This window comes from Priestia sp. TRM10, from assembly GCF_057808375.1.
Genome location: NZ_JBJZOT010000010.1, coordinates 24,866 through 37,773 on the forward strand (window position 1 = coordinate 24,866; position 12,908 = coordinate 37,773).

13 protein-coding genes are annotated in these 12,908 nt (G+C 41.0%); all 13 read left to right on the forward strand.

The features are described 5' to 3' along the window. The first annotated feature begins 23 nt into the window (after positions 1–23). Positions 24–3,617 (forward strand): DNA-directed RNA polymerase subunit beta', encoded by a 3,594-nt coding sequence (gene rpoC / locus ACK3CR_RS08080; protein WP_243515926.1) that lies wholly within the window; start codon positions 24–26, stop codon positions 3,615–3,617. A gap of 437 nt (positions 3,618–4,054) precedes the next feature. Next, positions 4,055–4,468: a 30S ribosomal protein S12 gene (gene rpsL / locus ACK3CR_RS08085; protein WP_019394075.1), complete on the forward strand. Its 414-nt coding sequence runs from the start codon at positions 4,055–4,057 to the stop codon at positions 4,466–4,468. 39 nt (positions 4,469–4,507) lie between these two features. Then, the gene (gene rpsG / locus ACK3CR_RS08090; RefSeq protein ID WP_019394074.1) at positions 4,508–4,978 is read left to right on the forward strand and encodes a 30S ribosomal protein S7; all 471 of its coding nucleotides are present in this window, start codon (positions 4,508–4,510) and stop codon (positions 4,976–4,978) included. Positions 4,979–5,031: 53 nt separating this feature from the next. Then, the gene (fusA, locus tag ACK3CR_RS08095) at positions 5,032–7,110 is read left to right on the forward strand and encodes an elongation factor G (RefSeq protein ID WP_061802639.1); all 2,079 of its coding nucleotides are present in this window, start codon (positions 5,032–5,034) and stop codon (positions 7,108–7,110) included. A 120-nt stretch (positions 7,111–7,230) separates the two neighbouring features. After that, positions 7,231–8,421 carry an elongation factor Tu gene (gene tuf / locus ACK3CR_RS08100; protein WP_040056353.1) on the forward strand — a complete coding sequence of 397 codons (1,191 nt, stop codon included), beginning with the start codon at positions 7,231–7,233 and terminating at the stop codon, positions 8,419–8,421. Positions 8,422–8,777: 356 nt separating this feature from the next. Continuing rightward, a complete protein-coding gene (gene rpsJ / locus ACK3CR_RS08105) occupies positions 8,778–9,086 on the forward strand; it encodes a 30S ribosomal protein S10 (RefSeq protein ID WP_019394071.1) in 309 nt (102 codons plus the stop codon). Between the two features lie 35 nt (positions 9,087–9,121). Next, entirely contained in the window at positions 9,122–9,751 is a 630-nt protein-coding gene (gene rplC, locus ACK3CR_RS08110; protein ID WP_019394070.1) for a 50S ribosomal protein L3, read from the forward strand. Between the two features lie 30 nt (positions 9,752–9,781). Then, positions 9,782–10,405: a 50S ribosomal protein L4 gene (gene rplD, locus ACK3CR_RS08115; RefSeq protein WP_019394069.1), complete on the forward strand. Its 624-nt coding sequence runs from the start codon at positions 9,782–9,784 to the stop codon at positions 10,403–10,405. Continuing rightward, a complete protein-coding gene (gene rplW, locus ACK3CR_RS08120) occupies positions 10,405–10,692 on the forward strand; it encodes a 50S ribosomal protein L23 (RefSeq protein ID WP_019394068.1) in 288 nt (95 codons plus the stop codon). The genes rplD and rplW overlap by 1 nt, the downstream gene beginning before the upstream one ends. Before the next feature lie 27 nt (positions 10,693–10,719). Beyond that, on the forward strand, positions 10,720–11,550 hold the full coding sequence (rplB, locus tag ACK3CR_RS08125; RefSeq protein WP_040056351.1) for a 50S ribosomal protein L2: 831 nt from the start codon (positions 10,720–10,722) through the stop codon (positions 11,548–11,550). 57 nt (positions 11,551–11,607) lie between these two features. Further along, positions 11,608–11,886 carry a 30S ribosomal protein S19 gene (rpsS, locus tag ACK3CR_RS08130; RefSeq protein WP_019394066.1) on the forward strand — a complete coding sequence of 93 codons (279 nt, stop codon included), beginning with the start codon at positions 11,608–11,610 and terminating at the stop codon, positions 11,884–11,886. A gap of 20 nt (positions 11,887–11,906) precedes the next feature. Continuing rightward, on the forward strand, positions 11,907–12,248 hold the full coding sequence (rplV, locus tag ACK3CR_RS08135) for a 50S ribosomal protein L22 (protein ID WP_019394065.1): 342 nt from the start codon (positions 11,907–11,909) through the stop codon (positions 12,246–12,248). 3 nt (positions 12,249–12,251) lie between these two features. After that, the gene (gene rpsC / locus ACK3CR_RS08140; RefSeq protein ID WP_019394064.1) at positions 12,252–12,908 is read left to right on the forward strand and encodes a 30S ribosomal protein S3; all 657 of its coding nucleotides are present in this window, start codon (positions 12,252–12,254) and stop codon (positions 12,906–12,908) included.

Sequence of the window (12,908 nt, forward strand, 5' to 3'; positions counted from 1 at the left end):
AGACTAAGAGGGAGGTAGGCCCCTTGTTAGATGTAAATAACTTTGAGTATATGAAAATTGGTCTTGCTTCACCTGATAAAATCCGTTCATGGTCTTACGGTGAGGTTAAAAAACCTGAAACAATTAACTATCGTACATTAAAACCTGAAAAAGATGGTCTCTTCTGCGAGCGCATTTTCGGTCCTCAAAAGGACTGGGAATGCCATTGTGGAAAATATAAACGCGTTCGTTATAAAGGCGTTGTATGTGACCGTTGTGGTGTAGAAGTAACTCGTGCTAAAGTTCGACGCGAGCGTATGGGACATATCGAGCTTGCAGCCCCAGTTTCACACATTTGGTATTTCAAAGGAATTCCAAGTCGTATGGGTCTTGTATTAGACATGTCTCCACGTGCATTAGAAGAGATTATTTATTTCGCTTCTTACGTTGTAACAGATACAGGAGATACACCACTTGAAAAGAAACAGCTTCTTTCTGAGAAAGAATACCGTGCATATCGTGAGAAGTATGGTCAAACTTTCCAGGCTGCAATGGGTGCAGAAGCTGTTAAAAAAATTCTTCAAGACATTGACTTAAATAAAGAAGTTGAACTTCTTAAAGAAGAACTAAAAACTGCACAAGGTCAACGTCGCACTAGAGCAATCAAACGTCTAGAAGTATTGGAAGCATTCCGTAACTCTGGAAACCATACAGATTGGATGATCCTTGATGTCCTACCTGTTATTCCACCAGAATTACGTCCAATGGTTCAATTAGACGGTGGTCGTTTTGCGACATCTGACTTAAACGATTTATATCGTCGTGTAATTAACCGTAACAATCGCTTGAAGCGTCTTTTAGACCTTGGTGCTCCAAGCATCATCGTTCAAAACGAAAAGCGTATGTTACAAGAAGCTGTTGATGCGTTGATTGATAATGGTCGTCGTGGCCGTCCTGTTACAGGACCTGGTAACCGTCCTTTAAAATCACTTTCACATATGCTAAAAGGTAAACAAGGTCGTTTCCGTCAAAACTTACTTGGAAAACGTGTTGACTACTCTGGTCGTTCCGTTATCGTTGTAGGTCCTAACTTAAAAATGTACCAATGTGGTTTACCAAAAGAAATGGCTCTTGAGTTATTCAAGCCGTTTGTAATGAAAGAGCTTGTTGCTCGTGGCTTAGCTCATAACATCAAGAGTGCAAAACGCAAAATTGAACGCGTTCAATCTGAAGTATGGGACGTTTTAGAATCGGTTATTAAAGAACATCCAGTTCTTCTAAACCGTGCACCTACACTTCATAGACTTGGTATTCAAGCATTTGAACCAACTCTAGTAGAAGGTAGAGCAATTCGTCTTCATCCATTAGTATGTACAGCTTATAATGCAGACTTTGACGGTGACCAAATGGCGGTCCACGTACCACTTTCTGCAGAAGCACAAGCTGAGGCACGCATTCTAATGCTGGCTGCCCAAAATATCTTAAACCCGAAAGACGGAAAACCAGTTGTTACGCCGTCTCAGGATATGGTATTAGGTAACTACTATCTAACAATGGAGCGTGTTGGCGCTGTTGGAGAAGGAATGACTTTCAAAGATTCAAATGAAGCCATTCTTGCGTACCAAAATGGTTATGTTCACCTTCATACACGTGTAGCTGTTCAAGCTAGTTCTTTAGACAACCAAACGTTCACTGAAGAACAAAGAAATCAGCTCCTTGTTACAACAGTAGGTAAGCTAGTATTCAACGAAATTTTGCCTGATTCGTTCCCTTACATCAACGAACCAACAAGATTCAATCTTGAAAACGAAACACCGAAGAGATATTTCGTTGATAAAGGTGCAAACGTACGTGAATATATTGAATCATTAGATGCTGTTGATCCATTCAACAAGAAGATTCTTGGAAATATTATTGCTGAGATCTTTAAACGTTTCAAAATTACGGAAACGTCTCGTATGTTAGACCGTATGAAAGATCTAGGTTTTAAATATTCTACAAAAGCCGGTATTACAGTCGGTGTAGCTGACATCGTAGTATTAGGTGAAAAACAAGAGATTCTTGAAGAAGCTCAACATAAAGTAGATAAAGTTCTAAAACAGTTCAAACGCGGTCTTATTACAGAAGAAGAACGTTATGAACGCGTAATCTCTATTTGGAGTGAAGCGAAAGACGTAATCCAAGGAAAACTAATGGCAACTCTTGACCGAAGCAACTCAATCTTCATGATGAGTGACTCTGGAGCCCGTGGTAACGCATCTAACTTTACGCAGCTTGCAGGTATGCGTGGATTGATGGCCAACCCATCTGGACGTATCATTGAGTTACCAATCAAATCTAGTTTCCGTGAAGGATTAACGGTATTAGAATACTTTATCTCTACACACGGAGCTCGTAAAGGTCTTGCCGATACAGCTCTTAAAACAGCCGATTCAGGTTACCTTACTCGTCGTCTTGTTGACGTTGCTCAAGATGTTATCGTTCGTGATGACGACTGTGGCACAGATCGTGGACTTCTTATTCGTTCTATTAAGGAAGGAACAGAAGAAATTGAGAGCCTTGAAGAGCGCTTAATTGGTCGTTATTCTAGAAAAACAATTAAGCATCCTGAAACAGGCGAAGTAATGGCTCGCGAAAACGATCTAATTACAGAAGATATGTCTAAAGCAATTGTTGAAGCAGGTATCGAAGAGGTTTGGATCCGTTCTGCGTTCACTTGTAATACACGCCACGGCGTATGTAAAAAATGTTATGGTCGCAACTTAGCTACAGGTTCACAAGTTGAAGTTGGTGAAGCTGTTGGTATTATCGCTGCCCAGTCTATTGGGGAGCCTGGTACACAGTTAACAATGCGTACATTCCATACAGGTGGGGTTGCCGGAGACGATATCACTCAAGGTTTACCTCGTATCCAAGAGCTATTTGAAGCACGTAATCCTAAAGGTCAAGCGATGATTTCTGAAATTGACGGTACAGTAACAAACATCCGTGAAATCCGCGACCGCCAGCAGGAAATTACAATTCAAGGTAGCATTGAATCTAAAACATATACAGCACCATATAATGCTCGCTTAAAAGTAACTGACGGACAATATGTTCTTCAAGGTCAAGAACTAACAGAAGGTTCTGTAGACCCTAAAGAGTTACTAAAAGTGAAAGATCTTATGGCTGTTCAAGAATATCTATTAAAAGAAGTGCAAAAAGTATACCGTATGCAAGGGGTAGAAATTGGAGATAAGCACGTTGAAGTTATGGTTCGCCAAATGCTTCGTAAAGTGCGTGTAATGGATTCTGGAGATACAACTGTTCTTCCTGGGTCATTACTTGATATTCACCAATTTACAGATGCCAACGAAAAAGTATTGCTTGAAGGCAAACGCCCTGCAACAGGTCAACCTGTATTGCTTGGTATTACAAAAGCATCTCTTGAAACAGACTCGTTCCTTTCTGCTGCATCATTCCAAGAAACAACACGTGTTCTTACAGACGCAGCAATCAAAGGTAAGCGCGATGAGCTTCTTGGCTTGAAAGAAAATGTTATCATTGGTAAGCTTGTGCCAGCTGGTACAGGGATGACACGTTATCGTCAAACAACGCCAAAACCAGCTCAAGACGCTGAGTTTATTACTGTAGATTAATGTAATCATTTTTTCCCAAAGGGATGTCACAAAAAACTTACGAGATTTTGTTGACATCCCCCCGGGAGAATGATACTATACAAAAGGTGCTCCTATCAGTAACCTACTACTTTTATTTTATAGAAGTATGTTAGGCTCAGATATCATTGTAGGAACGAAGCAAACAGCTCTTGCTTTCCAAAGATGGTATAGTCAACGATATTGTAATCGCTACTTTAAAGATCTCTTTAAAGTTAGTAATTAGAAACAATGTCGCTCTTTTCTATGTTAACTCAGTGAAAAGTGAAAAAGACTTGTGGGCCCCATTGATGGAACAGCATCTGTTGCCATAATGTAGTGAAACGTTTTTGAAATGAAAATTTCAAGAACTTTGTTTTTACTTTTAAATGAACCACCTGGATGAGTGGGCTTGAAAAAAGATGAAAGGAGGAAAAACAATGCCTACAATTAACCAATTAGTACGTAAAGGTCGTACTAACAAAGTTCAAAAATCAGATTCTCCAGCATTAAACAAAGGTTACAACAGCTTCAAAAAAGCTCAAACTAACCTTTCTTCACCACAAAAACGTGGTGTTTGTACTCGTGTAGGTACAATGACACCGAAGAAACCGAACTCGGCTCTTCGTAAATATGCACGTGTTCGTTTAACAAACGGTATCGAGGTTACTGCTTACATTCCTGGTATCGGTCATAACTTACAAGAGCATAGCGTAGTGTTAATCCGTGGCGGTCGTGTAAAAGACTTACCAGGGGTACGTTACCACATCGTTCGTGGTGCGCTTGACACAGCTGGTGTTGATGGTCGTATGCAAGGCCGTTCTAAATACGGTACTAAACGTCCTAAAAAATAATTTAACTATAACTAAACCTCAGTGAAAGGAGGAACTATAATGCCTCGTAAAGGTCCTGTTGCAAAACGTGACGTATTACCAGATCCAATTTATAATTCTAAACTTGTAACTCGTTTAATCAATAAGGTTATGTTAGACGGTAAAAAAGGAAAAGCTGAAGCTATCCTTTATAACTCTTTCGACCTTATCAAAGAACGTTCAGGTAAAGATGCTATGGAAGTGTTCGATGAAGCACTTAAAAACATCATGCCTGTACTAGAAGTTAGAGCTCGTCGTGTAGGTGGTTCTAACTATCAAGTACCAGTTGAGGTTCGCCCAGAGCGTCGTACAACTTTAGGTCTTCGCTGGTTAGTGAACTACGCTCGTCTTCGTGGTGAAAAAACTATGGAAGAGCGTTTAGCTAACGAAATCTTAGATGCAGCTAACAACACTGGTGCTGCTGTTAAGAAGCGTGAAGATGTACACAAAATGGCAGAAGCTAACAAAGCATTTGCTCATTATCGTTGGTAAGATTTTTACTACTATAAAAACCATTCTTAAAAAAAGGAAGGAGAAGTACCAAGATGGCAAGAGAGTTCTCCTTAGAAAATACTCGTAATATTGGTATCATGGCACATATTGATGCCGGAAAAACAACAACTACCGAGCGTATCCTTTTTTACACTGGTCGTATCCACAAAATCGGTGAAACTCATGAAGGAGCTTCACAAATGGACTGGATGGAGCAGGAGCAAGAACGTGGTATCACGATCACTTCTGCTGCGACAACAGCTCAATGGAAAGGTAACCGTGTAAACATCATCGATACTCCAGGACACGTAGACTTCACTGTTGAAGTTGAACGTTCTCTTCGTGTACTTGATGGTGCGGTAGCTGTTCTTGACGCACAATCTGGAGTAGAGCCACAAACTGAAACAGTTTGGCGTCAGGCTACTACTTATGGAGTTCCACGTGTAGTATTCGTTAACAAAATGGATAAACTAGGCGCGGACTTCCTATATTCTGTAGGTACTTTGAAAGATCGTTTAGGTGCAAATGCGCATCCTATCCAACTTCCAATTGGTGCTGAAGATGCATTCGAAGGTATCATCGACTTAGTAGAAATGAAAGCTTATTTCTATGCAGATGACCTAGGTACTCGTACTGAAGACCGTGAGATCCCTGAAGAATACAAAGAGCAAGCTGATGAATATCGTGCTAGCCTTGTTGAAGCAGTTGCAGATCTTGACGAAGAGCTAATGATGAAGTATCTAGAAGGTGAAGAACTAACAACTGATGAATTAAAAGCTGCAATCCGTAAAGGAACTTGTGACGTTGAATTCTACCCAGTTATCTGTGGTTCTGCCTTCAAAAACAAAGGTGTTCAATTAATGCTTGATGCAGTAATCGACTACCTTCCAGCTCCAACTGATGTACCAGCGATCACAGGTACTGTACCTGGTACTGAGGAAGAAGTAACACGTGAATCTTCTGATGAGGCGCCATTCTCAGCGCTTGCGTTCAAAGTTATGACAGACCCTTACGTTGGAAAACTAACGTTCTTCCGCGTATACTCTGGAACATTGAACTCAGGTTCTTACGTTAAGAACTCAACAAAAGATAAGCGTGAGCGTGTAGGTCGTATCCTACAAATGCACGCAAACCACCGCGAAGAAATCTCAACAGTTTACGCTGGAGATATCGCTGGTGCAGTAGGTCTTAAAGATACGTCAACTGGTGATACTCTATGTGACGAAAAGAATCTTGTTATTCTTGAGTCTATGGAATTCCCAGAGCCAGTTATCCACGTAGCTATCGAGCCTAAATCAAAAGCTGACCAAGATAAAATGGGTACAGCTCTTGCTAAGCTTGCTGAGGAAGATCCAACATTCCGTACTCGTACTGATAATGAGACTGGTCAAACGATCATCTCTGGTATGGGTGAGCTTCATCTTGATATTCTTGTTGATCGTATGAAACGTGAATTCAAAGTAGAAGCTAACGTTGGTGCTCCACAAGTAGCTTATCGTGAAACTTTCCGCAGTTCTGCTCAAGTAGAAGGAAAATTCGTACGTCAGTCTGGTGGTCGTGGTCAATATGGTCACGTTTGGATCGAATTCTCACCAAACGAAGAAGGCGCTGGATTTGAATTTGAAAATGCAGTTGTCGGTGGGGTTGTACCTCGTGAGTACATTCCAGCAGTTCAAGCAGGTCTTGAAGATGCATTAGATAATGGTGTTGTTGCTGGATACCCTCTAATTGACATTAAGGCGAAGCTTTATGATGGTTCTTACCATGATGTGGATTCAAATGAAATGGCGTTCAAAATTGCCGCTTCAATGGCACTTAAAAACGCTGCTTCAAAATGTAGTCCAGTAATTCTTGAGCCTTTAATGAAAGTTGAAGTTGTTATCCCTGAAGAATATATGGGAGACATCATGGGTGATGTTACTTCTCGTCGTGGACGCGTTGAAGGTATGGAAGCTCGCGGACCAGCTCAAGTTGTACGTGCATTCGTACCTCTTGCTGAGATGTTTGGTTATGCAACTGCATTACGTTCAAACACTCAAGGTCGCGGAACTTACACAATGCACTTCGATCACTACGAAGAGATTCCAAAATCACTTGCTGAAGAAATCATCAAAAAAAATAAAGGTGAATAATTGATTTTCACGCTTTATTCAAGTATAACTACTTATGTAGGCTGTGAAAGTGGAGCATCCTCCCTTTCACGGCATTCCATATGAAAAAATAGATCTTATATACTTAAGGAGGATTTTAGAATGGGTAAAGAAAAATTCGACCGTTCCAAAACACATGCTAATATCGGCACAATTGGTCACGTTGACCATGGTAAAACAACTCTAACTGCTGCTATTTCTACAGTACTTCATAAGAAATCTGGTACTGGTACTGCAATGGCATACGATCAAATCGACGGTGCTCCAGAAGAGCGCGAACGTGGAATCACAATCTCAACTGCACACGTTGAGTATGAAACTGACAGCCGTCACTATGCACACGTTGACTGCCCAGGACATGCTGACTATGTTAAAAACATGATCACTGGTGCTGCACAAATGGACGGAGCTATCCTAGTAGTATCTGCTGCTGATGGCCCAATGCCACAAACTCGTGAGCATATCCTTCTTTCTCGTAACGTAGGTGTACCATACATCGTTGTATTCTTAAACAAATGTGACATGGTAGACGACGAAGAGCTTCTTGAATTAGTAGAAATGGAAGTACGTGACCTTCTTTCTGAATACGACTTCCCTGGTGATGATGTACCAGTAATCAAAGGTTCAGCTCTTAGAGCTCTTGAAGGAGACGCTGACTACGAAGCTAAAATCTTCGAACTTATGGATGCTGTTGATAGCTACATCCCAACTCCAGAGCGTGACACTGACAAACCATTCATGATGCCAGTTGAGGACGTATTCTCAATCACTGGTCGTGGTACAGTTGCTACTGGACGTGTTGAGCGTGGACAAGTTAAAGTCGGTGACGAAGTTGAAATCATCGGTCTTCAAGAAGAAAACAAAAAGACTACAGTTACAGGTGTAGAAATGTTCCGTAAGCTTCTTGACTATGCTGAAGCTGGAGACAACATTGGTGCTCTTCTTCGTGGGGTTGCTCGTGAAGATATCCAACGTGGTCAAGTACTTGCTAAACCAGGTACTATCACTCCACACAAAAAGTTCAAATCAGAAGTTTATGTTCTTTCTAAAGACGAAGGTGGACGTCATACTCCATTCTTCTCTAACTACCGTCCTCAGTTCTACTTCCGTACAACTGATGTAACTGGTATCGTTGTTCTTCCAGAAGGCGTAGAAATGGTTATGCCTGGAGACAACACTGAAATGACTGTTGAGCTTATCTCAACAATCGCGATCGAAGAAGGTACTCGCTTCTCTATCCGTGAAGGTGGACGTACTGTTGGATCAGGCGTTGTTTCAACAATCATCGAGTAATCGATAATATAAAAAGACGAGCTTTAAAGCTCGTCTTTTTTTTATGTTTATACCTTGTTTCTACTATATAAATAGAAGAAAACTAATTTTACAGGTAATTCCTTTTATATTTCTTCTTTCATTACTTGAATTGATAGGCTAACGTATGTATAATAGAAAAAGTGTAAGAGACCGAAAACATATAAAAAAAGTCTTGCAATGCAGGTGTTTTTTCTATATAATAGCTAATGTTGGTCTTTCAATGCGATGATGTAGGAGGTTGCTGACACACCCGGCCGCTTTGCCACGGCGAGTGGTGAGGAAATTCCTACGGAGAATGTCTATTTATGAAAATAGGCGAAAAAGGAGGGAAAATAATGGCAAAAGAAAAGATTCGTATTCGTTTAAAAGCTTATGATCACAGAATTTTAGATCAATCTGCTGAGAAGATTGTTGAAACTGCAAAGCGTTCGGGTGCTAATGTATCAGGTCCGATCCCACTTCCAACTGAGAAGTCTGTTTATACAATCTTACGTGCGGTGCACAAATACAAAGATTCTCGTGAGCAATTCGAGATGCGTACACACAAGCGTCTAATCGATATCGTGAACCCAACTCCACAAACAGTTGATTCACTAATGCGTCTAGACTTACCATCAGGTGTGGATATTGAAATCAAACTTTAATAAATAAAACCCAACAATTACAGGAGGTGTGACAAATGACCAAAGGAATCTTAGGAAAGAAAATCGGTATGACACAAGTATTTGCTGAAAATGGTGAGCTTATCCCAGTAACAGTAATCGAAGCTGCTCCAAACGTAGTAGTTCAAAAGAGAACTGTAGAAACTGACGGATATGAAGCTATCCAATTAGGTTTTGATGACCTGCGCGAAAAGCTAGCTAACAAACCTAAAAAAGGCCATTTCGAAAAAGCTAATACTGCTCCTAAGCGCTACACTCGTGAACTTCGCGACGTGAACGTGGAGGAATACGAAGTTGGTCAGGAAGTCAAAGTTGATATTTTTGCAGAAGGTGACGTAATTGATGTGACAGGTACGTCTAAAGGGAAAGGTTTCCAAGGTGCTATCAAGCGTCATAACCAATCTCGCGGACCTATGTCTCATGGTTCCCACTATCACCGTAGCCCAGGTTCAATGGGTCCAGTTGATCCGAACCGCGTTATGAAAGGTAAAGCATTACCTGGACAAATGGGTGGCGAACGCGTTACTGTACAAAACTTATCAATCGTGAAAGTTGATACAGAGCGTAATCTTCTTTTAGTAAAAGGTAATGTACCTGGATCTAAAAAATCACTAGTAGTAGTGAAAAGCGGAGTTAAAGTAAAATAAAACACTCTTCTAGGAAAGGAGGAATAACCAATGCCAACAGTAGCATTGTTTAACCAAGGCGGCGAAAACTTAGGTAACATTGACTTAAACGAAGCCGTTTTTGGAATCGAACCAAACGAAAGTGTACTATTTGACGCGATCTTAATGCAGCGTTCTGCAACTCGTCAAGGTACTCATAAAGTTAAAAACCGTTCTGAAGTAAGAGGCGGTGGCCGTAAACCATGGCGTCAAAAAGGTACTGGTCGTGCTCGTCAAGGATCAATCCGTTCTCCACAATGGAGAGGCGGTGGGGTTGTATTTGGTCCTACTCCACGTAGCTACAGCTACAAGTTACCTAAAAAAGTACGTCGTCTAGCAATCAAATCTGCTCTTTCTTCTAAAGTACAAAGCAATGATTTTGTAGTATTAGAAGACTTAGCATTACAAGCACCAAAAACTAAAGACATGGTAGCAGTTCTTTCTAACTTATCTGTAGATAGCAAAACGCTTATCGTTACAGCTGATGTGAACGAGAATGTTACTCTTTCTGCTCGCAACATCCCTGGTGTTAACGTTATTACTGCTTCAAGCGTAAACGTTCTAGACCTAGTTAGCGCAGAAAAAGTTGTCTTCACTAAAGGTGCGGTTCAAAAAGTAGAGGAGGTGCTTGCATAATGAAAACTTCTCGTGATATTATTAAGCGCCCCGTCATTACTGAACGTTCAACAGACGTAATGGCTGATCGTAAATATACTTTTGAAGTAGATGTTCGTGCTAACAAAACAGCTGTTAAAGATGCTGTTGAAGAAATTTTCGACGTGAAAGTTGAAAAAGTGAACATCATGAACTATAAAGGTAAGTCTAAGCGCGTAGGTCGCTATACAGGTCTTACTAACCGTCGTCGTAAAGCAGTTGTTACTTTAACAGCTGATAGCAAAGAAATCGAATTATTCGAAGCATAAGTCTTATAAAGAAGGAGGGAAATTCACATGGCGATTAAAAAGTTTAAACCAACCACAAATGGTCGTCGCGGCATGTCAGGTTCTGATTTCGCTGAGATCACTACTGACAAGCCAGAGAAATCGTTACTTGCGCCTTTAAACAAAAAAGGTGGACGTAACAACCAAGGTAAACTGACAGTTCGTCACCAAGGTGGTGGACACAAACGTCAATACCGCATCATCGACTTCAAACGTGACAAAGATGGAATACCAGGACGCGTTGCTACTATCGAGTATGATCCAAACCGTTCGGCTAACATCGCACTTATCGTTTATGCAGATGGTGAAAAACGTTACATTCTTGCTCCTAAGAACTTAACAGTAGGTACAGAAGTTATGACTGGACCTGAAGCAGATATTAAAGTAGGTAATGCATTACCACTTCAAAATATCCCAGTAGGTACTGTAATTCATAACATCGAGCTTAAACCTGGTAAAGGTGGTCAGCTTGTACGTTCTGCAGGTACTTCTGCTCAAGTACTTGGTAAAGAAGGTAAATACGTACTTGTTCGTTTGAATTCTGGTGAAGTTCGCATGATTCTTGCTACTTGCCGTGCTACAATCGGTCAAGTTGGTAACGAACAACATGAACTTATCAACATCGGTAAAGCTGGTCGTTCTCGCTGGTTAGGTAAGCGCCCAACTGTTCGTGGTTCTGTAATGAACCCTAACGATCACCCACACGGTGGTGGTGAAGGTCGCGCACCAATCGGACGTAAATCACCAATGTCACCATGGGGTAAACCAACTCTTGGTTACAAAACTCGTAAGAAGAACAACAAGTCTGATAAATTCATCGTTCGTCGTCGTAAAAAATAACGGGATTGAGCTACGGTTCAAAAGAACCGTAGGGCAATCACGAAGGGAGGTTCATTTATGGGTCGCAGTTTGAAAAAAGGACCTTTTGTGGATGATCATTTAATGAACAAAATCGAAAAATTGAATGAAGCTGATAAGAAACAAGTTGTTAAAACTTGGTCTCGTCGTTCAACAATTTTCCCACAATTCATGGGTCATACGATTGCTGTATATGACGGTCGTAAGCATGTACCTGTTTACGTTACTGAAGACATGGTAGGACATAAGCTTGGTGAATTTGCACCAACACGTACTTATAAAGGCCATGGTAATGACGATAAGAAAACAAGACGCTAATTAAGAGAGGAGGCATTCAAATGCAAGCTAAAGCTGTTGCAAAGACAGTTCGTATTGCGCCTCGTAAAGTTCGCTTAGTCGTAGATTTAATTCGAGGAAAGCAAGTAGGAGAAGCTGTAGCGATTTTAAAACTTACGCCAAAAGCTGCTTCCCCAGTTGTGGAAAAAGTATTAAACTCTGCTATCGCAAATGCAGAACACAATTATGAAATGGATGCAAACAACTTAGTTGTTTCAGAAGTGTTCGTAGACGAAGGTCCAACACTTAAACGTTTCCGTCCACGTGCTATGGGACGTGCAAGCCAAATCAACAAACGCACTAGCCACATCACAGTTGTGGTATCAGAAAAGAAGGAGGGATAATCGATGGGTCAAAAAGTGAATCCAATTGGTTTGCGTATCGGCGTCATTCGTGACTGGGAGTCAAAATGGTACGCTGAGAAAGACTACGCAAATTTACTACATGAAGATTTAAAAGTTCGTGAATACATCAGCAAACGCTTAAGTGACGCTTCTGTTTCTAAAGTAGAAATCGAACGTGCTGCTAACCGTTTGAACATCACGATCCACACTGCAAAACCTGGTATGGTAATTGGTAAAGGTGGTACTGAAGTTGAAGCACTTCGTAAAGCTCTTAACCAACTAACAGGCAAACGTGTACACATTAACATCCTTGAAGTTAAAAGAGCAGATATCGATGCTAAACTTGTAGCAGAAAACATCGCTCGTCAACTTGAAAATCGTGTGTCATTCCGTCGTGCTCAAAAGCAAGCTATCCAACGTACTATGCGTGCGGGTGCTAAAGGGATTAAGACAATGACATCTGGTCGTTTAGGCGGAGCAGACATCGCTCGTGCTGAATACTACAGTGAAGGTACAGTTCCTCTTCATACTCTTCGCGCTGATATTGACTATGGTACAGCTGAAGCTGATACAACTTACGGTAAAATCGGTGTAAAAGTATGGATTTATCGTGGAGAGGTCCTTCCTACTAAGAAGAACTCTAAGGAAGGAGGAAAATAA

What these genes read in the sequence shown, in the direction of transcription:
- rpsL (WP_019394075.1), top strand. Translation starts at nt 4,055, where the DNA reads ATGCCTACAATTAACCAATTAGTACGTAAAGGTCGTACTAACAAAGTT.
- rpsG (WP_019394074.1), top strand. Translation starts at nt 4,508, where the DNA reads ATGCCTCGTAAAGGTCCTGTTGCAAAACGTGACGTATTACCAGATCCA.
- fusA (WP_061802639.1), top strand. Translation starts at nt 5,032, where the DNA reads ATGGCAAGAGAGTTCTCCTTAGAAAATACTCGTAATATTGGTATCATG.
- tuf (WP_040056353.1), top strand. Translation starts at nt 7,231, where the DNA reads ATGGGTAAAGAAAAATTCGACCGTTCCAAAACACATGCTAATATCGGC.
- rpsJ (WP_019394071.1), top strand. Translation starts at nt 8,778, where the DNA reads ATGGCAAAAGAAAAGATTCGTATTCGTTTAAAAGCTTATGATCACAGA.
- rplC (WP_019394070.1), top strand. Translation starts at nt 9,122, where the DNA reads ATGACCAAAGGAATCTTAGGAAAGAAAATCGGTATGACACAAGTATTT.
- rplD (WP_019394069.1), top strand. Translation starts at nt 9,782, where the DNA reads ATGCCAACAGTAGCATTGTTTAACCAAGGCGGCGAAAACTTAGGTAAC.
- rplW (WP_019394068.1), top strand. Translation starts at nt 10,405, where the DNA reads ATGAAAACTTCTCGTGATATTATTAAGCGCCCCGTCATTACTGAACGT.
- rplB (WP_040056351.1), top strand. Translation starts at nt 10,720, where the DNA reads ATGGCGATTAAAAAGTTTAAACCAACCACAAATGGTCGTCGCGGCATG.
- rpsS (WP_019394066.1), top strand. Translation starts at nt 11,608, where the DNA reads ATGGGTCGCAGTTTGAAAAAAGGACCTTTTGTGGATGATCATTTAATG.
- rplV (WP_019394065.1), top strand. Translation starts at nt 11,907, where the DNA reads ATGCAAGCTAAAGCTGTTGCAAAGACAGTTCGTATTGCGCCTCGTAAA.
- rpsC (WP_019394064.1), top strand. Translation starts at nt 12,252, where the DNA reads ATGGGTCAAAAAGTGAATCCAATTGGTTTGCGTATCGGCGTCATTCGT.